This is a genomic window from Sphingomonas sp. LR60, assembly GCF_036855935.1.
In the GTDB taxonomy this organism is placed as follows: Bacteria; Pseudomonadota; Alphaproteobacteria; order Sphingomonadales; family Sphingomonadaceae; genus Sphingomonas.
Genome location: NZ_JASPFK010000001.1, coordinates 3524478 through 3543803 on the forward strand (window position 1 = coordinate 3524478; position 19326 = coordinate 3543803).

Below are 19326 nucleotides of genomic sequence, written 5' to 3' on the forward strand. Positions count from 1 at the left end.
CGCGGCCTGACGGCGATCGGGTGACAGCTTACGCCGCCTTCAGCGCGGTCGGCACCTGCCGCAGGCTGGCGAGCGCCGCCGCCTCCCCCTCGTTGCCGCTCTCGTGATATTCGGCGTCCTCGTTGACCGCCCATACGTCGTAGACGCGCGCGCCGGCCTGGATGTTGCGGACCGTCAGCATCGCGGTCATCATCGCATGATCCTGATTGTTGTAGCGATGCATCCCGTTACGCCCGACGCAGTGCAGCGTCGCATAGCGGCCCTCGATCTCGCGGCGGAGCATGTCGACGTTCTGCGCATAATCCTCGTCATAGACGGGATAGGCCTTCTCCTGCCGCACGACGACGCCGCCCGTCACCTGCGCGGGATCGCACAGGCCCAGCGTCGCCATCTCGGCGGTCGCCAGTGCGATCAATTGCTGGTCGCTCGACGTCCACAATCCGTCGCCCTCGAAGCAGAAATATTCGAGCCCGACGCAGGCGATCGCGGGATCGGGCACCATTTCTGGCGACCACGAGCGGAAGTTCTGGATGCGACCGACCTTCACCTTCGGATCGTGGATGTAGATCCAATTGTCCGGGAACAGCTCGGGCGAACGGATCATCAGCGCGACGGTCAGGAAGTCGCGATATTTCAGGTTCGATGCCTCGGGCAGCGAGGCGGGCAGCGGGTGGATGCGGCTCGCCAGCTCGCGCATCGGCGCCGAGGAAATGACATGCGCGGCATTGAGCGAGACCAGACCGTCGGCACCATTGGCGGTGACCGTCCAGCGCCCGGTCGCCTCGCTCAGCCGCAGTTGGTGGAGCGCATGGCCCATCAGCACCTGCCCGCCACGCTCGACGATCCGGTCGCGCGCCGCATCCCACATCATCCCCGGTCCGAGCCGCGGATAGCGGAAATTCTCCAGCAGCGTCTTGGCCTGGCCGACGCCGTCGTTCGGCCGGCGGCTGACGCCCAGCGAGCGCTTCAGCCCGTCGACCACCGCACCCCACAGCGACAGCCCCTTGATCCGCTGCGCCGCCCAATCCGCGCTCATCCGGTCGCACGGCATTCCCCACACCTTTTCGGTGTAGGTCTTGAAGAAGATCGAATAGAGCTTCCGCCCGAAGGCGTTGACGGTCCAGTCCTCGAAGCTCTTCACTTCCCGCTTCGGGAACAGCTTGGCCTTGGCGAAGCTCGCCATGCACAATGCTGAGCGCACCACGCCGAGGTTGTCGAGCGCCTCGAATGCGCGCAGCGGATAGCTGTAGAATTTGCCCTCGTAATAAATGCGGCTCATCCGCGGCCGCTCGATGAAATCGTGCGGAAGCAGCTCGTTCCAGAGGTCGACGACCTCCTTCGAGCGCGAGAAGAAGCGATGCCCGCCGATATCGAAGCGGAACCCCTCATGCTCGACGGTGCGGCTGATCCCGCCCACGTACACGGCGTCCTTTTCGAGGATCGCGACCGAATAACCCGCCTTGGTCAACAGATAGCCGGCGGTCAGCCCCGCCGGCCCCGCGCCGATGATCGCTACGTCGACCATAGTGCCTGACTTCGCCATCACGCCCGTTCCGCTTGCAGTGGATGAGGAGGCAATGAAGGAAAGTGGTTGAGGCGGAGTTAACGCCGGACGGTGGCACAGCCCGGCGCTCCTGTTCTATAGCCCGCCGGATGCGCGCTTTTCTTCCTCCCGTGCTGGCCCTCGCGGCCGCGGTCTCGTTGACGTTGCCCGAGGCGGCGACGGCGCAGAGCACCACCTTCGATCTGTCCGGCCCGACGCTGACGATGCGGGTGACGCGCGGGGGCGTCACGCTGCCCGCCGGGCAGGTGCCGGGCATCCGCGCCGGCGACAAGCTGGAGGTGCGCGCCGACATGCCCGCCGATCAGTCGGCGCATTACGTCCTGGTGGTCGCCTTCCTGCGCGGCGCCACCAACCCGCCGCCCAAGGACTGGTTCTTCAAGGCCGAGACCTGGGACAAGAATCCCAAGAAGTCGGGGCTGAGCATCACCGTGCCGGAAGGCACCGGACAGGCGATCGCGTTCATGGCGCCGGAAACCGGCGGCGGATACAACGCCTTGGTCAAGGCGGTGCGCGGGCGCCCGGGCGTGTTCGTCCGCGCCGCGCAGGACCTGTTCCAGGCGTCGCTCGATCGCGCGCGGCTGGAGACGTTCGTGAACGGCGTCGCGCGTATCGAGGAAAGCGCGCCCGAACGACTGGTGCCCGTCTCGACCGCGCTCGCCGGCACGCTGGCGATCAAGCTCAACGCCGATTGTCTGTCGCGCGCGCGCTCCTTGCAGGCGTCGTGCCTGACGCAGAACCGCGACGGCATGGTGCTCCAGACCGGCGGCGGGACGACGCTGGCCGAGGTGCTGGGCGGCACGACCACGCAATTCGCCTATAGCCTCGCCGCCACCAAGGAGGGCGGCGCGGGGATCTACAGCCCGTACATTTCGCTGGCGCGCGACTTCGCGCGGCTGTTCGGTGTGTTCCGCAGCGCGAGCTACCAATATGCACCCGCGCTGGCGGTCGGATCGGGCGAGCGGCTGCGGTTGCAGCTCAACAGTCCGCCGTCGTTCCAGAACCCGCAGACCGTGCTGGTCGCGCCGCTGCCGCCGATCGGCAATGCCGCGCCGCCGCCGTTGCGCGCCGCCGCCAAGGACGCGGTCTGCCTCGCGCAGCCGGGCCTCGTGCTGCGGCTCGACGATGCGCCGTTGCTGTTCGCCACCGATTTCGCGCGCGACCTGCGGCTGAGGCTGGGGTTGCAGGACGGGCGCAGCGTCGAGCTGCCCGTCACCACCGATGCCGAGCGTGGCGGGCTGGTCGTCGCCGACGCCCAGAAGATCGGGCAGGTCGGCGTCAGCGAGGCGGCGCTGGTCGGTCGCTGGGGCTTCGACACTTTCACCGGCCCGCGCTTCCCGGTCCAGAACGGCGCACCGACCGCGTGGCAGCCCAAGCCGGACGATGCGGTGGTGATCGGCCGTGACGCCCCGCTGACCTTGCAGGGCGGCGCCTCGTCGTGCGTCGAGCAGGTCGCGTTGCGCGACCGTGGCGGCGCGACCAGGCCGGTCGAATGGAAGGCGAGCGCAGGGGACGAGATCACCGCGACGCTGCCGCTCGCGCGCACCCGCCCCGGCGAACTGACCTTGCTGATCGCGCAATATGGCGGCGCGCAGCCCGCGCAGCTGACCCTCAAGGGACAGACCGAGGCGAGCCGGCTGGAGGGCTTCACGCTCTACACCGGCGACAAGGAAGGCCGGCTGATCGGCGCGCGCCTCGATCAGGTCGCCAGGCTCGAGGTCGCCGGGGTGACGTTCGTCGCGGGAGCGCTGACCCGCGATCCGGGCGGCGGCGACCGCCTGGCGCTGTCCACCGGCGCTAATACCGAGACGCTGGCCCAGGGGGCGAGCGACGCGAAGGTGACGCTGAAGGACGGTCGCACCACGACGGTCCGCGCGACGATCACGCCACCACGCCCGCGGCTGGAGCTGGTCGGCAGCCATGTCGACGCCCCCGCCACCGCGGCGAAGGTGCAGCTGACGCTTCCCGCCGGGTTGCTCGCGCCCGACGCGACGCTGACCTTCTCGGTGCGCGCGATCGGCACGCGGCTCACCAACGACGACGCGATCGAGGTCGCGACCGCGGACGACGATGCGACGACCAGGCTGACCGTCGCCTCCGGCAAGCTGCAATCCCTGGGGGGCGACGTCGCGGTCGGCACGTTCGCGCCGCGGCAGGCCCTGGGCGCGGCAGCAGTCGGCGCGCTCAAGATGCGGCTGGTGCAGGGCGAAACGCTCGGCGAATGGCAGCCGCTGGCGCGCGTCGTCCGCCTGCCCGCACTGACCAAGGTGACGTGCGGCGACAAGGAGTGCACGATCGAGGGCGAGGGCCTGTTCCTGATCGCATCGGTCGCAGGCACCGCGGACGGCGCGGGAGCGCAGACGGTGCCGGCCGGCTTTGTTGGCACGACGTTGACGATACCGAAGCCCGCGGGAGAGCGGTTGTTCCTGAAGTTGCTCGATGCGCCGGAGGATGTGGTCACGGTGCCGGTCGGCAAGCCCTTGTCATAGCGGCGATGTTGGCGCGGATGTTGGCAAAGGTCACGCGCATCGGGGGTGACGATGCGCGCGACATCTGCGGCGCTACCGTCAGTCGCCGGTAACGCGGCCCTCGTCGTCCTTCAGCTTCGACTTCACCCGTCGTGCGCGCGCTGCATCGATAATGTCGATGAGTTCGTGGATCAGCATGATGCCCTCCATCGTCTTGGGATCGTCCTCGTCGGCGGCCTCCAAAAACAACGCCTTCATGTGCGCCGCAATGTCGATCGCCTTGGCGTATTGCTCCTCGCCGATCTTGTCGCGGACCCTGCCGAAGCCTTCGATCAAACCATAGAATTCGGTGTCGATGCTCCGGTCGGGGAGGTAGCTGCTTTCATCCTTGAAGAACGGGGCATTGCCCATCATCGGCACGACATAATCATCGAGTTCACTCAATGTCTCAGGCACGTAGGGATCGGGATCGTGGTTCGAACTTACGATAGGGCCAGTCATTTACCTGCCTCCGATCGAGTAACAAAGTAACTGCCATCGTGGCGAAAAAGCTTAGGCTTTATCCGACCGGTAACGGGCAGCGCCAAAAAGATACGCGCGGATTCAAGGGCATGGTCCAAGGTCGGCGCATCAAACGTCGCTGCCACGCTCCTTACGTCAGTCGCCGGTAACCCGGCCCTCGTCGTCCTTCAGCTTCGACTTCACCCGCCGCGCGCGCGCTGCATCGATAATGTCGATGAGTTCGTGGATCAGCAGGATGCCCTCCATCGTCTTCGGATCGTCCTCGTCGGCGGCCTCCAGAAATAGCGCCTTCATGCGCGCCGCGATGTCGAGCGCCTTGGCATATTGGTCTTTGCCAATCTTGTCGCGCACGTTGCCGAAACCCTCGGTCAGCGCGCGAAACTCCGTGTCGATGTTTCTCTCCGGAAAGTAGCCGGACTCATACTTGAAATTAGGCGCGTCTCCCATCATGGGAACAACTTGATCCATGAGCTCGCTCAACGTCTCAGGAATGTACGGCTCAAAACCAATCATTTGCCTGCCTCCGGTCTATTGACGATGTACCTGCCATCATGACCAAATTTCTGCCTGGTGCGACCGGGGCTAGGCAGCGCCAAACGATGCGCGCGGGTTAGACGGCATGGTCCGACGTCGCTGCCACGCTCCTTACGTCAGTCGCCGGTGACCCGGCCTTCGTCGTCCTTCAGCTTCGACTTCACCCGCCCCGCGCGCGCCGCATCGATGATGTCGATGAGTTCGTGGATCAGCAGGATGCCCTCCAGCGTCTTGGGATCGTCCTCGTCGGCGGCCTCCAGAAACAACGCCTTCATGCGCGCCGCTATGTCGATCGCCTTGGTGTATTGATCTTCGCCGATCTTGTCGCGCACGTTGCCGAAGCCCTCGATCAGCGCGCGAAACTCTGTGTCGATATTCTGCTCTGGGAAATACCCAGAATCGTCGGCAAATTTTGGTGCATCTCCCATCATTGGAACGACCTGATCCATTAGCTCACTCAAGGTCTCAGGAATGTACGGCTCGTAACCAATCACTTGCCTACCTCCGGCTTATTGATGATATAACTGCTTCCCGATCCCAACTGACGAGGGCGAATAATAACCACAAGCTGCGGACGGAAATCGGCGTTGAAAAAACCGCGTATTTGAGGATCCTTTACGGTCTTGCGCGAGAGTGTCACATCGTAGGCGACGTCCCCTACCCTAGCATCGGGCAGCCTATAAGAGGCTTCGGGCTTCGAGGTGTCATATTCTCGACGGTTCACTCGTACCTGATTCGCATCCATTTTAGCCTGATAGTTTTTATACCTCTTCCTCAGATTTCGACGAACCTCATTATCAACGTATCGACCGATAACCTGCTCTTTTGAAAGACCGTCCTTCAGGCCCCCGCTTTGATAAAGCCGGACCGCTTTCTCATAAGCGCGATCCGTCAGACGTTGCATTTCACGCATCGTTTCAACCTGAAGTGGTCGCAAGTCACCCTTCACCCGGGCAAACGCTGCGGCCCGCTGTAGGCGCAAATCATCCAACTGGTTCTGCACACCCTCCCACGTTGTTGGGGAGCCAAGTGACTGGAATTTCCACTTAGGATCGATCGCGCTGATCTGCTCTACGAGCACCGCGGTCCGCTCCTCGTCATCGCGGCCATCAGTTCGTTCGACGGGCCGGTAAGGTCGAAGACATTATCCAGCAGCAAGATGACCGCGCCGCCGGGGGCGTCGCGCAAACCGGGAAAGGTCTGCTCGAGCGTCATCGGATCCTCGAACGCGCGGCTGTTGCTGCCTCGCGGCAGCCGGGGCGGTCTAAACTGGACGTTCTGGAACGATCCCGAGTCGCCATCCGGGCGATAGACCGCATTGATGATGCCGCCGCGCTCCGGCACCTTGTCGACCGGCGCGGCCGGCGGTTTTCGCCAGATGCTTGCCCTAGCGCGTTCCAGCGCCGCCTTGGGACGGCGGTGGGAGATGACGACTCGCGCCAGCGACCTCGAACCGCTCGGCGCAAAGGTGAACTGCCCGTTATGCGGATCGTGATAGGGGTTGAACTTCAACTCGATACCGTCAGCCGTTCGCGTCGGCGGTCGTCCGGTACGCAGCCAGATCGAAAAGTCGCGTCGTCTGTCGATGTCAGGAATGTGATTCATCTCACCTCGCCCTTCAAAACGACAAGAACATTTGAAGAACATATGGCTAGATGTCAAGAAAAAGCCGGCCCTCCGCGAACGGGGGGCCGGCCAGTTATTTAAGCGGAGACGAAATCATCTCCGGATCACAAGACGTTACCGATCGCGCCGCCCCAGCAACCGCAGCCGCAACGCGTTGAGCTTGATGAAGCCTGCCGCATCGCGCTGATCGTAGGCGCCCTGATCGTCCTCGAACGTCACGACCTTTTCCGAATACAGTGAGTTCGGCGACTTGCGCCCGGTCACATGGCACGCGCCCTTGTACAGCTTCAGCCGCACGGTGCCCGCGACCTTCTCCTGCGAATGATCGACCGCCGCCTGGAGCATCTCGCGCTCGGGCGAGAACCAGAAGCCGTTGTAGACCAGTTCGGCGTAACGCGGCGCCAGTTCGTCCTTGAGGTGCGCGGCGCCGCGATCCAGCGTCAGCTGCTCGATCGCGCGGTGCGCCAGCGCGTAGATCGTCCCGCCCGGCGTTTCGTACATGCCGCGGCTCTTCATGCCGACGAAGCGGTTCTCGACCAGATCGAGCCGCCCGATGCCGTGCTTGCGCCCCAGCTCGTTGAGCTTGGCGAGCAGCGACGCGGGGCTCAGCGCCTCGCCGTTGACCGCGACGCCATCGCCACGCTCGAAATCGATCGTGATCGTCTCGGCCTGATCGGGGGCATCCTCCGGGCTGACGGTGCGCGAGAAGACGTATTCGGGCACCTCGTCCCATGGGTCCTCCAGCACCTTGCCCTCCGACGAGGTGTGCAACAGGTTCGCGTCGGTCGAGAACGGCGCCTCGCCGCGCTTGTCCTTGCTCACCGGGATCTGGTGCGCCTCGGCGAACTCGATCAGCCGGGTACGGCTGGTCAGATCCCATTCGCGCCACGGCGCGATCACCTTGATATCGGGGTTGAGCGCGTAATAGCCCAGCTCGAAGCGGACCTGATCGTTGCCCTTGCCGGTCGCGCCGTGGCTGACCGCATCGGCGTTGACCAATTTGGCGATCTCGATCTGGCGCTTGGCGATCAGCGGGCGCGCGATCGAGGTGCCGAGCAGGTACAGCCCCTCGTACAGCGCATTGGCGCGCATCATCGGGAAGACGTAGTCGCGGACGAACTCCTCGCGCAGGTCGTCGATGAAGATATGCTCGGGCTTGATCCCCATCAGCTCGGCCTTGGCGCGCGCCGGCTCCAGCTCTTCGCCCTGACCCAGATCGGCGGTGAAGGTGACGACCTCGCAGCCATATTCGGTCTGGAGCCACTTCAGGATCACGCTGGTATCCAGCCCTCCCGAATAGGCGAGAACGACCCGGTTGATCCCGGCTTCGCCGGCTGGACGCTTGATCTGATCGGTCATGGGCAAGGCTCCTTCTTGCGCGGGCCGCTACGCGCTCGCGCCCGCGAGGGCAACCGTCTTGCCGCCCGTCCGCCGCCACTCGCCGACCCGTTCAGCGCGCGTCAACGCGGGGGCCGGCAAGGGCGCGAGCATGAAGCATCATGCCACCCCCTCCCTACCCTCGCCGCCGCGCTCGTCGCGTTCCTGTCGCTGCCGGCGCTGACCGCCACCGTGCTGGCGCAGGAAACGCGCGCCAGCGCCACCGCCAAGCTCGACAAGGAATTCGCCGCGTCGGACGCGAACAAGGACGGCTTCCTCTCGCCCGCCGAGATCGAGGCGCGGATGCGCAAGATGAAGGTCGGTTCGGGCAAGACGCTGGACGCGACACATGCCAAGCGCGTCGCGGCGCTGTTCCTGGCGCGCGCGGATACCAACAAGGACGGCAAGGTCAGCAAGCGCGAATCGGACGCGCTGATGGGCGCGGTGTTCAACGCCTATGACACGAACAAGGACGGCAAGGTCGACGCGACCGAAGCAGCGCGCGCACGCGCGGCGGCGGGCGGCGCGGCGCAGGGAAAGGCGACGCCGAAGCGGTAGCCCTCCCGTCATTCCCGCAAAGGCGGGAATCCAGAACCTCCGACGTTGCGGCTCTATCGAGAAGCCTGTGCGTCTGGATCCCCGCCTTCGCGGGGATGACGGCGGCGTGGTCGGGCGGTCACCCCTCTTGCAAGCGCCGCTCTTCGTCGAACATGTAATCGCGCGTCAGCGGCAGCGCGAGGCGGTCGCGGCTGAACTGGATCTGGTAATTCACCAGCGGCCCGTTGGTGAACGACACGATCGCGCCGGCGATATAATAGGTCCACATCCGGAAGAAGCGCTCGTCGTACAATGCGACGATCTGGTCGTGCGCCGCCACCGTCCGCTGATACCAATCGCGCAGCGTCATCGCATAATGCATCCGCAGCACCTCGATATCGGTGACGAACCAGCGAATATATTCGTTGGCCTTGAGCACCTCCGACAGCGCCGGGATATAGCCGCCGGGGAAGATGTATTTGTCGGTGAACTTGTCGGTGAAGTTCGGCCCGTCGCTGCGTCCGATCGTGTGGAGCAGCATCACGCCCTGGGGGGTCAACAGGTCGCGGCACTTGTTCAGGTAGGTGCGGAAGTTGCGCAGGCCGACATGCTCGAACATCCCGACCGACACGATCCGGTCGAACGGCTCTTCCAGCGCGCGATAGTCGATCAGCTCGAAGCGCACCTTGTCGGCGACCCCCGCCTCCTCGGCGCGGCGCTTCGCGACCTTCAGCTGCTCTTCCGACAGGGTGATCCCCAGCACCTCGGCGCCGGTCTTGGCGTGGATATACAGCGCCATCCCGCCCCAGCCGCAGCCGATGTCGAGTACGCGCATCCCCGGCTCGATCGCGAGCTTGGCGACGATATGCGCCTTCTTGTCGGCCTGCGCCTGTTCCAGCGGGTTGGCCGGATCGGTGTAGTAAGCGCAGCTGTACTGCTTATCGACGTCGAGGAAGAGGTCGTAGAGCCGATCCGACAGGTCGTAATGGTGCGCGACGTTACGTTTCGACGCGAGCGCCTTGTTCGCGGTCAGGAACCGGTGGCGGATCTGCCCGCCGAGTCGCCGCAGCGGGCTGGCGGCGAGCTTGTTGCTGCCGTTCTCCCAGCGGCTGTTGCTGGTGGCGAGCATCAGCAGGTCGAGGATATCGCCTTCCTCGACGATCAGCCGGCCGTCCATGAACGCCTCGGCGACGCCCAGCGCGGGATCGGCGGCGATCTCGCGATAGACCTTGGTGTCGGTGATCCGGAACGACACCGGCTTCAGCGCAGGATCGTCCTTCCCGAAGGTCGAGACCGATCCATCGGGCTTGGTGAGGGTAAGGCGACCGCGCTGGATGGCGCGGCGGAGGAAGACGTCGATCAATGCCATGACCGCCTGCTAAACCCAGCCTTGGGCGATACGCAACCGGCGAGGCATTGCGTGCGCTTGCCGTGGCATCTAGGCAGCACGCCCATGCGCTACGTCAGCACCCGCGGGAACGCGCCCGCGCTCGATTTCGCGGGCGTCACGCTCGCCGGCCTCGCCTCCGACGGCGGGCTGTACGTGCCCGAAACCTGGCCGACCCTGTCGCCCGACGCGATCGGCGCGCTGCGCGGGCTGTCCTATGTCGACACCGCGGTGGCGGTGATGGCGCCGTTCGTCGAGGGCCCGCTGACCCGCGAGGAACTGCGCGGGCTGTGCGAAGCGGCGTACGGCGCGTTCAGCCATGATGCGGTGACCCCGCTGGTGCAGCTCGATCACGACCAATGGCTGCTCGAGCTGTTCCACGGCCCGACGCTGGCGTTCAAGGACGTCGCGCTGCAATTGCTGGGGCATTTGTTCGAGCGGTTCCTGCAGGGCACCGACCAGCATCTGACGATCGTCGGCGCGACCAGCGGCGACACCGGCTCGGCGGCGATCGATGCGGTGGCGGGGCGGAGCGGCGTCGACATCTTCATGCTCCACCCCGAAGGCCGGGTGAGCGAGGTGCAGCGCCGGCAGATGACCACCGTCGGTGCGCCCAACGTCCACAACATCGCGATCCGCGGCGACTTCGATACCGCGCAGGCGCTGGTGAAGGCGATGTTCAACGACACGTCCTTCGCCGGTCGCTTCCGCTTGTCGGCGGTTAATTCGATCAACTGGGCGCGGTTGATGGCGCAGGTGGTCTATTATTTCTACGCCGCGGTCCGGCTGGGCGCGCCCGCGAAGCCGGTCGCGTTCAGCGTGCCGACCGGCAATTTCGGCGACGTCTTCGCGGGCTATGTCGCGGCGAAGATGGGGCTGCCGATCGCCAGGCTGGTGGTCGCGACCAACGTCAACGACATCCTCGCGCGCGCGCTGAGCAACGGCGATTATTCCAGCCGCACCGTCGTGCCGACCCCGACCCCGTCGATGGACATCCAGGTGTCGAGCAACTTCGAGCGGCTGCTGTTCGATCTCGGCGGCCGCGACGGTGCGGCGCTGGCCGAGCAGATGCGCAGCTTTGAGGATGCGCGCAGCATTCGGCTGACCAACGCGCAGACACAGGGCGCGAGCCCGCTGTTCGTCGGTGAGCGCGTCGACACCGACGACATGGCGCTCGCGATGCGCCACGCGCACGAGCGTAGCGGCCAGATCGTCGACCCGCATACCGCGATCGCGCTGGCGGCGGCGCAGCGACATGCGGCCGAGGGCGTGCCGATGGTGACGCTGGCGACCGCGCATCCGGCGAAGTTCGGCGACGCGGTCGAGCGCGCCACCGGCGTGCGCCCGCCGCTGCCGCCGCGTGTCGGCGACCTGTTCGAGCGCGAGGAACGGTTCGTCACGCTCGACGCCACCTATGAGGCGGTCAGCGGATATGTGGCGCAACACGCGGTGCCGCGCGGCTGATGGACCTGTCGTCTCTCATCGGCGAACCGTGGGCCGATTACGGGCTGATCGACTCCGGTCATGGCCGCAAGCTCGAACGCTACGGCCGCTTCCGCTTCATCCGCCCCGAGCCACAGGCACTCTGGGCGCCCGCCAAGCCCGACTGGCGCGCGCACGGTGAGTTCGTGCCCGGCAGCGACGAGGACGGGGGCGGGCAATGGCATTTCGCCGAGCCGGTCCCGCGCGACGGCTGGCCGCTCGCGTGGAGCGAGGATGACGCGCGCGTCCGCTTCACCGCGCAGACCACGCCGTTCCGCCACCTCGGCTTCTTCCCCGACATGGCGCCGGTCTGGTCGTGGATGCGCGGGCGCATCGCCGGCATGGCCGAGCCGGAGTGCCTGAATCTGTTCGGCTACACTGGCGTCGGCACGCTGGCGCTGTCGGCGATCGGCGCGAAGATGGTGCACGTCGACGCCTCGAAAAAATCGGTCGAGGCGGCGCGCGGCAATGCGGCGCTCTCCGGGATGGCCGACGCCCCGGTCCGCTGGATCATCGACGACGCCGCCAAGTTCGTCGCGCGCGAAGTGCGGCGCGGGCGTCGCTATGACGGCATCCTGCTCGATCCGCCCAAATACGGGCGCGGGCCGGACGGTGAGGTGTGGCGGCTGGAGGAGCATCTGCCCGCGCTGATCGCGGATTGCCGGCGGTTGCTCGATGCCGAGTCGCGCTATCTGTTCCTGACCGTCTATGCGGTGCGGATGTCGGCGCTGGCGATCGGCGAAATGCTGCGACAGGCGTTCGCTGACCTGCCCGGCACCGTCGAGGCGGGCGAATTGGCGGTGCGCGAGGAAGCACGCGGGCTGGCGCTGCCGACCGCAATCTGGGCGCGCTGGTCGCGGTAAGCGGGTGCCGCGCGCTTCCCGCGGCGACAGCCCTTTTCCTCTCCGTTCGTGCTGAGCCTGTCGAAGCACGTGCCGCGAACACGCCCTTCGACAAGCTCAGGACGAACGGGGGAGATGCGGAAAGCGTTCGCGGCAAGTGGGTGCTCCTGCGCACGCAGGAGCCCAGAGCCAGAAGCGCCACCTCCCGTGCTCCTGCCTTCGCAGGAGCACGCAAGCCTATTCCGCGCGCATCGCCGCGCCCGCCACCACCGGAGCGCCGGCCACCAGCACCAGGCTCACCGCCGCCAGCAGCTTCAACCCGCTCGACCCACCCTCGATCGCCCCGGCGCCGAAGATCAGCAGCGGCACCGCGAGCGGCAGCATCACCAGTCCCGCGACCGCCCCCGCCCCGCGCAACCCCGCGACCAGCGCCCCGGTCGCGATCGCCAGCGCGGCGAGGCCCGGCGTCCCCAGCAGAAGCCCCGCTTCGACCAACAACAACCGCTCCGCCGACAAATCGAGCAACCCCGCCGCGATCACCGCCGCCAGCATCAACGGCGGCGCAAAGGCGCACCAATGCGCCGCGATCTTGACCGCCGCGACCATCGCCGGCGACACGCCACGCACCATCAATTGATCGAGCACCCCGGCCTCGAGGTCGGGCTGTACCAGCCGTTCGACCGGCAGCAGCGCGGCGAGCAGCGCCGCCGCCCAGATCACTCCGCCGCCGATCCGCGCGAGCAACGCCGCATCCGGCCCGATCGCGAACGGAAACAGCACCGCCACCAGCAGGAAGAACGCGATCACCAACGTCGCGCCACCGCCGGCATAGCCACGCCGCACGTCGCGCCAGAACAGCGCGATCACAACAGCACCGTCGTCGCATCGGGCAGTGCGAGCGGCTGATGCGTGGTCACGATCACCGCACCGCCGCCGCCGCGATGCCCGTCGATCAGCATTTCCAGCCGCGTAACCGCCGCCGCGTCCAGCCCGCTGGCGGGTTCGTCGAGCAGCCACAGGTCTGCGCCCGCCGCGACGACCCGCGCCAGCGCGGCGCGACGCCGCTGCCCGGTCGACAACAGCCGCACCGGGACATCGTCCAGCTCCTCCAGCCCGACCGCCCCCAGCGCCGCCGACACGCGCAGCGCCGCGCCCGCCGCGCGGTCCAGCGTCGCCCAGAAGCGCAGCGCCTCGCCCAGCCGCCGCTCGCCGTCGAGCGCCGTCGCTTCACCCATCCACGCCAACGAACCCTCGCGCGTCACCGCGCCTGCGACAGGCGGCAGCAACCCGGCAAGCACACGCAACAGGCTCGACTTGCCCGCGCCGTTCGGCCCCTGCACCAGCAATGCGCCACCGCGCGACACTGCCAGATCCAGGTCCTCGATCAGCAACCGCCCGCCACGCGCGACCGTCAGCCCCTGCGCACTCAGCACGCGCCGTCCGCCACCGCCTCTTCCAGCGTATGCATGTCGTCGTCCGACAGCCCGAAATGGTGGCCGATCTCGTGGATCGTGACATGGGCGACCAGATCGTCGAGTCGCACGTCGGTCTCGCACCATTCGGCGAGGATCGCCTGCCGGTACAAATGGATGCGATCGGGCAGCGCCCCACTGTCGAACGCGCTTTTCGCGCCGATCGGCTGCCCGTGATACAGGCCGGTCAGTTCGAGCGGATGCTCCAGCCCGAGCGCGGCGAGCGTCTCCGCATCCGCCTCCTCTTCGACCAGCAGCACCACATCGCCGAGATGCGCCCGAAATTCGGCGGGCAGCCGCGCGATCACGCCCCGCGCATGCGCCTCGATCGCGTCCGCGGTGGGCGCGATGCCCATTACCTCTTGCCCGTCCATCCCGCCGGCCATACCGCCCGGGGCGAAGTAGCGGAAGGGAGCGGATGCATGGCCGAGACGATCGAACCGTTGAGCGAGGCCGAGCGGGCCGACGCGCTCGATGCGCTGCCCGATTGGGATTATGACGAGGGCCGCGATGCGATCACGCGCTCGATCGTCTTCACCGACTTTGCCGAAGCATTCGGATTCATGACGCAAGTTGCGCTGCTCGCCGAGCGTGCGGACCATCATCCCGAATGGACCAACGTCTGGAACCGCGTCGAAATCCTGCTGACGACGCATGATGCCGGTGGACTTTCCGGTCGGGATATCGAGTTGGCGACGGCGATCGACGCGATCCTGGGCGGGTGAAGCCGTTTCGGCATTGATCGCCGTCAGTATGAATCTTTGGAACGTTCGCCGGCTCTTGTCCGTCTACCTGCCCTATGCCGGCACCTGATACACCGATGTTCCGCTGGACGCATCATGCGCAGGCGGAACTGGAATCCCTCCTTCACGATCATGTCGCCGAACGCGCCTTTCCGTGCGTCGGCGCCAAGGCCGCGCTGGCACGCGGGACGCTCAGCGTTCTGGCCTGCACCAACATCGACAGCGCATGGGACGACCTGCGCATCCACGACGGACTGGTGAAGTTCGCCGCCGCCTATCGCGAGGATCCGGCATTGTTTCGCAGCTTCGCGGTGGTGTTCGACGGGCCGGACGGTCTCGACGAACCCGCGTTCGAGAAGGCGCTGTGGCGCCGCATCCAGTCGCTCTCCGACAAGGACGTCTGGCGCGGTCAGTCCTATGACACGCGCGTCAGCCACGACCCGGCCGACTCGCATTTCTCGCTAAGCTTCGGCGGCGAGGCGTTCTTCGTCGTGGGGCTCCATCCAAACGCATCGCGCCCGGCACGACGCTTCGCGCGGCCGACGTTGGTGTTCAACCTTCACGACCAGTTCGAGACGCTGCGCGCCGACGGTCGCTACGAGCCGATGCGCGAGGCGATCATGGTCCGCGACGAGGCGATCGCCGGTTCGCGCAACCCGATGCTCTCCCGCCACGGCGAAACCAGCGAGGCGCGGCAATATAGCGGGCGGGTCGTCGACGAGGCATGGCGCTGCCCATTCCACTATACGGGCGAAAAGCACGCATGACCGGCACCGTTCACGAGATCGCACCGCGCAGCGGGGCGGGCTTCACGCTGTCCGCAGGGCAGACGCTGACCGTCATCGATCCGCGCGGCGTGCAGGTCGCCGATCTGCTCGCCTATAACAGCGCCGACGTGCGCGAGGTGCTGTCGTCGGGGCGGACGCTCGATTACGCAGAGACGATCCGGCTGACGACGGGGCACAAGCTCTACTCCAACCGCTCGAACGTGATGCTGGAGATCGTCGAGGACACGGTCGGGCGGCACGACTTCCTGCTGACGCCGTGTTCCTACGCGACGTTCGACCATTTCTACCCCGACCTGCCCCGGCATCGCGGCTGCTTCGGCAACCTCGCCGAGGCGCTGGCGCCGTGGGGCATCACCGAGGACATGATCCCGGTCGCGTTCAACTGCTTCATGAACGTGCCCGTCGACGGTCCTACCGGCCGGCTGGAGGTGCTGCCACCGGTCAGCAAGGCCGGCGACCGCATCGTGCTGCGCGCGGAAATGGGTCTGGTGATCGGGTTGACGGCCTGCTCGGCTCCCGCGTCGAACGGGGGCAGCTTCAAGCCGATCCACTATCGCGTCTACTAGGGCGACGCAGGGAAGAGGGTCGCGCGACGCTCGGCCTCCTCGGCCCGCTCCGCATAGCGCGCCGCGAGATCGAGATGCAGCCGGCGGATCGCTTCCTCGCACGCGGCGCGCGCGCGCTGCTTTTCTTCGAGAATGCGTCGACGGAAATAGGCGACATCGCCGGTGGCGGACATGACCGATGCTCCCGAATCGAGGAATGACGGTACGCGCTCAACTGCGTGCGAATGTGCGGCAGCCCGGCGGCGCTTTCATTCATCTCGATCAAGTCGGCGCTGGTGAAATTCGACGAACGCGATGATGTGGCTGAATGACGATCACGCAGAGCTTCGACCGCGTCACCCCCGACTCGCCCGCCGCGCCGCACGAACGCGCGGTGATCGAGGAAGCGCCGGTGGCGATCGAGGTCAACGGCATTGGCTATGCGGTGATGATGGCGACTCCGCAGCATATCGCCGACTTCGCGACCGGCTTCGCGCTCGCCGAGCGGATCGTCACCGCGGCTGACGAAATCGAGTCGCTGGACATCCACGACACGCCGCAGGGCACGATCGTCCGCCTCGCGGTGCCGCCGGCCCGCGCCGCCGCAATGCTCGACCGGGTGCGGCGGCGGACCAGCGACAGTTCGTGCGGGCTGTGCGGGATGGACAATCTCGACGCCGTCCACCGCGCGCTGCCGCGCGTCCCCGAGGCGACCGCCGCGCCCGCGGCGATCTTCGCCGCGCTGGCCGCGATGCGCACGCACCAGCCGCTCAACCGCGCCACCGGCGCCGCGCACGCCGCGCTGCTGTGCACGCACGACGGCACGATCCGCCTCGCACGCGAGGATGTCGGGCGGCACAATGCGTTCGACAAACTGATCGGCGCGATGGCGCGGCAGGGCTTCGGCTGGGACGACGGCTTCGCTTTGCTGTCGTCGCGCTGCTCCTACGAGCTGGTGGAGAAGGCCGCGCTGGCGGGGTGTCCGATGCTGGTCACGGTGTCGGCGGCGACCAGCCTCGCGCTCGACCGCGCGCGCGCCGCCGGGCTGACGCTGGTGTCGCTCGCGCGCGACGACGCGGTGCTTTTCTCGCGCCCTGTGCGTTAGCGCGTGCATGACCGAGCAGCACGACGATCGCCCCGATTTCACCCCGTATGAAGGACCGGCCGGCGGCTGGGGGTCGATGCGCTCGCTCGCCGACATCATCCCGCGCGAGAAGAACATCGCGCAGACGTCGGCCGAGCTGCTCCGCCAGAACAAGCACGACGGCTTCGCCTGCGTCAGCTGCGCCTGGTCGAAGCCCTACCCGCCCGGACCGGTCGAATTCTGCGAGAATGGCGCGAAGGCGACCGCATGGGAGATTACCAGCCAGCGCGTCACCCCCGACTTCTTCCGCCAGCACACGCTAACCGAGCTGCGCGGCTGGACCGACTACCGGTTGGAGGAAGCCGGGCGGCTGACGCATCCGATGAAATACGACCCGGCGACTGACAAATATGTCGTCGCGCCGTGGGAGGAGGCGTTCAAGGCGATCGGCACACGGTTGAAGGCGCTGCCGCCGAAGTCGGTCGTCTTCTACGCCTCGGGCCGCGCCAGCCTCGAGACCTCGTTCATGTGGCAGTTGCTGGCGCGGCTCTATGGCAACCAGAACCTGCCCGACAGTTCGAACATGTGCCACGAATCGACCTCGGTCGGGCTCAAGACCTCGATCGGCGTGCCGGTCGGCACGACGAAGCTCGAGGACTTCGACACCACCGACTGCATCCTCCACTTCGGGCAGAATGTCGCGACCAACAGCCCGCGGATGCTCCACCAACTGCGCGCCGTCCACAAGCGCGGCGCGGACATCATCGTCTTCAACCCGCTCAAGGAACGCGGGCTGGAGCGGTTCACCGATCCGCAGAATCCGGTCGAGATGGCGACGGCCAAGGAAACGCCGATTGCCACCCAATATCATCAGGTGAAGGCCGGCGGCGACATTGCGGTGATGATGGGCATCGCCAAATGGCTGCTCGCCAACGACGCGATCGACCATGACTTCATCGCCGAACACACCCATGATTTCGCGCCCTTCGCCGCCAAGGTGCAGGCGACCACATGGGATGAGATCGAGCATGAGTCGGGGCTGATCCGCGCCGCGATCGAGCGCGCCGCCGCCGCTTATGGCCGCGCCAAGGCCGCGATGGCGATCTACGGCATGGGGCTGACCCAGCATGTGAAGGGCGTCGACAACGTCCGGATGCTCGTCAACCTGATGCTGATGCGCGGCAACATCGGCAGGCCCGGCGCGGGACTGTGCCCGGTGCGCGGCCACAGCAACGTCCAGGGGCAGCGCACCGTCGGCATCACCGAGAAGACCGAACTCGCGCCGGTCGAGAAGCTCAAGGAACGCTACGGCTTCTCGCCGCCGACCGAAAAGGGGCTCGATACGGTGGCGGCGTGCCGCGGGATCATCGACGGCACGGTCAAGGCGTTCCTCTCGCTCGGCGGCAATTTCGCACGCGCCGTGCCCGAGACCGAACTGGTCGAGGAAGGCTGGGCGCGGATGGACCTGTCGGTGCAGATCGCCACCAAGCTCAACCGCAGCCACCTGATCCCCGCAGCGGGCGACACCTGGCTGCTGCCGTGCCTCGGCCGCATCGAGCGCGACCTGCAGGCAACCGGCCCGCAGCGCGTGACCGTCGAGGATTCGACCAGCGTCATCCACCCCTCGCTCGGCAAGGTCGAGCCGGCCAGCCCGCACCTTCTCTCCGAACCCGCGATCGTCGCCGGGATCGCCAAGGCGTTGCTGCCGCCCAATCCCGCGATCGACTGGGACGCCTGGGTCGGCGACTACAGCCTGGTCCGTGACGAGATCGCCGCGGTCTTCCCCGACTTCTTCGCGCGCTTCAACGAGCGGCTGCGTGACGAAAAGGGCGGCTTCTGGAAGGGCAACAAGGCCGCCGGCCGCGAATGGGATACCAAGAGCGGCAAGGCGGAGTTCCTCGTCCCCGACGTGCTCAACGCCACCGGCTTCAGCGAGGCGGAGGGGCGCTTCCGGCTGCTGACGTTGCGCTCGAACGACCAGTTTAACACCACGATCTACGGCTATTCGGATCGCTTCCGCGGGATCAACGGCACGCGGCAAGTGGTGCTGATGAACCGCGCCGACATCGCGCGCGCCGGCCTGACCGCCGGGCAGAAGGTGACGCTCGCCACCGATGCGGAGGACAATCACGATCGCCGCGTCGGCGATCTGATCGTCGTCGAATATGACGTGCCCGACGGCTGCATCGCGGCATATTATCCGGAGTGCAACCCGCTGATCCCGCTGTCGCATCATGCCGAGGAAAGCCATGTTCCGGCGGCGAAGTCGGTGCCGGTGAGGATCGTTATCTAGCCCTCTCCCCTTCCGGGGAGAGGGTTGGGTGAGGGGCCGGTGCCTCGCAGAGAGGCCGCTCTCGG

General features: G+C 66.6%; 21 protein-coding genes. 9 read left to right on the forward strand and 12 right to left on the reverse strand.

Translation table 11 applies throughout. From position 1 onward, the window contains the following. Nucleotides 1–28: 28 nt before the first annotated feature. On the reverse strand, nt 29–1543 hold the full coding sequence (locus QP166_RS16780) for an NAD(P)/FAD-dependent oxidoreductase (RefSeq protein WP_333916940.1): 1515 nt from the start codon (nt 1541–1543) through the stop codon (nt 29–31). Between the two features lie 110 nt (nt 1544–1653). Between QP166_RS16780 and QP166_RS16785 the strand changes: the two genes are divergently transcribed. After that, the gene (locus QP166_RS16785) at nt 1654–4050 is read left to right on the forward strand and encodes a hypothetical protein (RefSeq protein WP_333916941.1); all 2397 of its coding nucleotides are present in this window, start codon (nt 1654–1656) and stop codon (nt 4048–4050) included. Between the two features lie 78 nt (nt 4051–4128). Here QP166_RS16785 and QP166_RS16790 read toward each other — a convergent pair whose 3' ends face one another. The 6 genes from QP166_RS16790 to QP166_RS16815 form a co-directional block, all read right to left on the reverse strand. After that, nucleotides 4129–4530 carry a hypothetical protein gene (locus tag QP166_RS16790; protein ID WP_333916942.1) on the reverse strand — a complete coding sequence of 134 codons (402 nt, stop codon included), beginning with the start codon at nt 4528–4530 and terminating at the stop codon, nt 4129–4131. A gap of 156 nt (nt 4531–4686) precedes the next feature. Beyond that, on the reverse strand, nt 4687–5064 hold the full coding sequence (locus QP166_RS16795) for a hypothetical protein (protein ID WP_333916943.1): 378 nt from the start codon (nt 5062–5064) through the stop codon (nt 4687–4689). Between the two features lie 137 nt (nt 5065–5201). Further along, nucleotides 5202–5579, reverse strand: a complete 378-nt coding sequence (locus QP166_RS16800; RefSeq protein ID WP_333916944.1) for a hypothetical protein — start codon at nt 5577–5579, stop codon at nt 5202–5204. Beyond that, nucleotides 5576–6166 (reverse strand): hypothetical protein, encoded by a 591-nt coding sequence (locus QP166_RS16805; protein ID WP_333916945.1) that lies wholly within the window; start codon nt 6164–6166, stop codon nt 5576–5578. The genes QP166_RS16800 and QP166_RS16805 overlap by 4 nt, the downstream gene beginning before the upstream one ends. Then, nucleotides 6157–6690, reverse strand: a complete 534-nt coding sequence (locus tag QP166_RS16810; protein WP_333916946.1) for a hypothetical protein — start codon at nt 6688–6690, stop codon at nt 6157–6159. Before QP166_RS16810 ends, QP166_RS16805 begins: the two co-directional genes overlap by 10 nt. A gap of 135 nt (nt 6691–6825) precedes the next feature. After that, nucleotides 6826–8070, reverse strand: coding sequence for an argininosuccinate synthase (locus QP166_RS16815; RefSeq protein ID WP_333916947.1), 1245 nt, complete (start codon nt 8068–8070; stop codon nt 6826–6828). A gap of 15 nt (nt 8071–8085) precedes the next feature. Here QP166_RS16815 and QP166_RS16820 point away from each other — a divergent pair, with 15 nt between their 5' ends. Then, nucleotides 8086–8646 carry an EF-hand domain-containing protein gene (locus QP166_RS16820; protein WP_333916948.1) on the forward strand — a complete coding sequence of 187 codons (561 nt, stop codon included), beginning with the start codon at nt 8086–8088 and terminating at the stop codon, nt 8644–8646. A 118-nt stretch (nt 8647–8764) separates the two neighbouring features. Here QP166_RS16820 and QP166_RS16825 read toward each other — a convergent pair whose 3' ends face one another. Continuing rightward, a complete protein-coding gene (locus QP166_RS16825) occupies nt 8765–9994 on the reverse strand; it encodes a cyclopropane-fatty-acyl-phospholipid synthase family protein (protein WP_333916949.1) in 1230 nt (409 codons plus the stop codon). Between the two features lie 84 nt (nt 9995–10078). Here QP166_RS16825 and thrC point away from each other — a divergent pair, with 84 nt between their 5' ends. Both thrC and QP166_RS16835 read left to right on the forward strand, forming a co-directional pair. After that, nucleotides 10079–11476 carry a threonine synthase gene (gene thrC, locus QP166_RS16830; RefSeq protein WP_333916950.1) on the forward strand — a complete coding sequence of 466 codons (1398 nt, stop codon included), beginning with the start codon at nt 10079–10081 and terminating at the stop codon, nt 11474–11476. Next, entirely contained in the window at nt 11476–12357 is an 882-nt protein-coding gene (locus tag QP166_RS16835; protein ID WP_333916951.1) for a class I SAM-dependent methyltransferase, read from the forward strand. The genes thrC and QP166_RS16835 overlap by 1 nt, the downstream gene beginning before the upstream one ends. Nucleotides 12358–12573: 216 nt before the next feature. Here QP166_RS16835 and QP166_RS16840 read toward each other — a convergent pair whose 3' ends face one another. The 3 genes from QP166_RS16840 to QP166_RS16850 are packed head-to-tail and all read right to left on the reverse strand — an operon-like array spanning nt 12574 to nt 14164. Then, a complete protein-coding gene (locus QP166_RS16840; RefSeq protein WP_333916952.1) occupies nt 12574–13203 on the reverse strand; it encodes a heme exporter protein CcmB in 630 nt (209 codons plus the stop codon). Next, nucleotides 13200–13769 (reverse strand): heme ABC exporter ATP-binding protein CcmA, encoded by a 570-nt coding sequence (gene ccmA, locus QP166_RS16845; RefSeq protein WP_333916953.1) that lies wholly within the window; start codon nt 13767–13769, stop codon nt 13200–13202. Before ccmA ends, QP166_RS16840 begins: the two co-directional genes overlap by 4 nt. After that, entirely contained in the window at nt 13763–14164 is a 402-nt protein-coding gene (locus QP166_RS16850; protein ID WP_333916954.1) for a metallopeptidase family protein, read from the reverse strand. Before QP166_RS16850 ends, ccmA begins: the two co-directional genes overlap by 7 nt. Nucleotides 14165–14230: 66 nt before the next feature. On the opposite strand from QP166_RS16850, the gene QP166_RS16855 reads away from it, so the two are divergent. From QP166_RS16855 to QP166_RS16865, 3 genes are all read left to right on the forward strand, one after another. Beyond that, nucleotides 14231–14533: a 4a-hydroxytetrahydrobiopterin dehydratase gene (locus QP166_RS16855; RefSeq protein WP_333916955.1), complete on the forward strand. Its 303-nt coding sequence runs from the start codon at nt 14231–14233 to the stop codon at nt 14531–14533. A 74-nt stretch (nt 14534–14607) separates the two neighbouring features. After that, entirely contained in the window at nt 14608–15318 is a 711-nt protein-coding gene (gene gntA, locus QP166_RS16860; RefSeq protein ID WP_443027224.1) for a guanitoxin biosynthesis heme-dependent pre-guanitoxin N-hydroxylase GntA, read from the forward strand. Next, nucleotides 15315–15905, forward strand: a complete 591-nt coding sequence (locus tag QP166_RS16865) for an urea carboxylase-associated family protein (protein WP_333916957.1) — start codon at nt 15315–15317, stop codon at nt 15903–15905. Before gntA ends, QP166_RS16865 begins: the two co-directional genes overlap by 4 nt. Here QP166_RS16865 and QP166_RS16870 read toward each other — a convergent pair. Then, complete coding sequence (locus QP166_RS16870) at nt 15902–16078, reverse strand: hypothetical protein (protein ID WP_333916958.1); 177 nt, start codon at nt 16076–16078, stop codon at nt 15902–15904. The two genes, QP166_RS16865 and QP166_RS16870, sit on opposite strands and share 4 nt — an antisense overlap. Before the next feature lie 134 nt (nt 16079–16212). On the opposite strand from QP166_RS16870, the gene fdhD reads away from it, so the two are divergent. Beyond that, entirely contained in the window at nt 16213–16989 is a 777-nt protein-coding gene (gene fdhD, locus QP166_RS16875; protein ID WP_333916959.1) for a formate dehydrogenase accessory sulfurtransferase FdhD, read from the forward strand. A gap of 7 nt (nt 16990–16996) precedes the next feature. Continuing rightward, entirely contained in the window at nt 16997–19261 is a 2265-nt protein-coding gene (locus QP166_RS16880; RefSeq protein ID WP_333916960.1) for an FdhF/YdeP family oxidoreductase, read from the forward strand. Nucleotides 19262–19326 lie beyond the last annotated feature (65 nt).

Bases quoted from the DNA above. Each gene is read 5' to 3' on its own strand.
- QP166_RS16835 (WP_333916951.1), top strand. From the start codon at position 11,476: ATGGACCTGTCGTCTCTCATCGGCGAACCGTGGGCCGATTACGGGCTG.
- QP166_RS16880 (WP_333916960.1), top strand. From the start codon at position 16,997: ATGACCGAGCAGCACGACGATCGCCCCGATTTCACCCCGTATGAAGGA.
- QP166_RS16850 (WP_333916954.1), bottom strand. From the start codon at position 14,164: ATGGGCATCGCGCCCACCGCGGACGCGATCGAGGCGCATGCGCGGGGC.
- QP166_RS16790 (WP_333916942.1), bottom strand. From the start codon at position 4,530: ATGACTGGCCCTATCGTAAGTTCGAACCACGATCCCGATCCCTACGTG.
- QP166_RS16815 (WP_333916947.1), bottom strand. From the start codon at position 8,070: ATGACCGATCAGATCAAGCGTCCAGCCGGCGAAGCCGGGATCAACCGG.
- QP166_RS16865 (WP_333916957.1), top strand. From the start codon at position 15,315: ATGACCGGCACCGTTCACGAGATCGCACCGCGCAGCGGGGCGGGCTTC.
- gntA (WP_443027224.1), top strand. From the start codon at position 14,608: ATGCCGGCACCTGATACACCGATGTTCCGCTGGACGCATCATGCGCAG.
- thrC (WP_333916950.1), top strand. From the start codon at position 10,079: ATGCGCTACGTCAGCACCCGCGGGAACGCGCCCGCGCTCGATTTCGCG.
- QP166_RS16855 (WP_333916955.1), top strand. From the start codon at position 14,231: ATGGCCGAGACGATCGAACCGTTGAGCGAGGCCGAGCGGGCCGACGCG.
- QP166_RS16825 (WP_333916949.1), bottom strand. From the start codon at position 9,994: ATGGCATTGATCGACGTCTTCCTCCGCCGCGCCATCCAGCGCGGTCGC.
- QP166_RS16810 (WP_333916946.1), bottom strand. From the start codon at position 6,690: ATGAATCACATTCCTGACATCGACAGACGACGCGACTTTTCGATCTGG.
- fdhD (WP_333916959.1), top strand. From the start codon at position 16,213: ATGACGATCACGCAGAGCTTCGACCGCGTCACCCCCGACTCGCCCGCC.
- QP166_RS16780 (WP_333916940.1), bottom strand. From the start codon at position 1,543: ATGGCGAAGTCAGGCACTATGGTCGACGTAGCGATCATCGGCGCGGGG.
- QP166_RS16870 (WP_333916958.1), bottom strand. From the start codon at position 16,078: ATGTCCGCCACCGGCGATGTCGCCTATTTCCGTCGACGCATTCTCGAA.
- QP166_RS16785 (WP_333916941.1), top strand. From the start codon at position 1,654: ATGCGCGCTTTTCTTCCTCCCGTGCTGGCCCTCGCGGCCGCGGTCTCG.
- QP166_RS16795 (WP_333916943.1), bottom strand. From the start codon at position 5,064: ATGATTGGTTTTGAGCCGTACATTCCTGAGACGTTGAGCGAGCTCATG.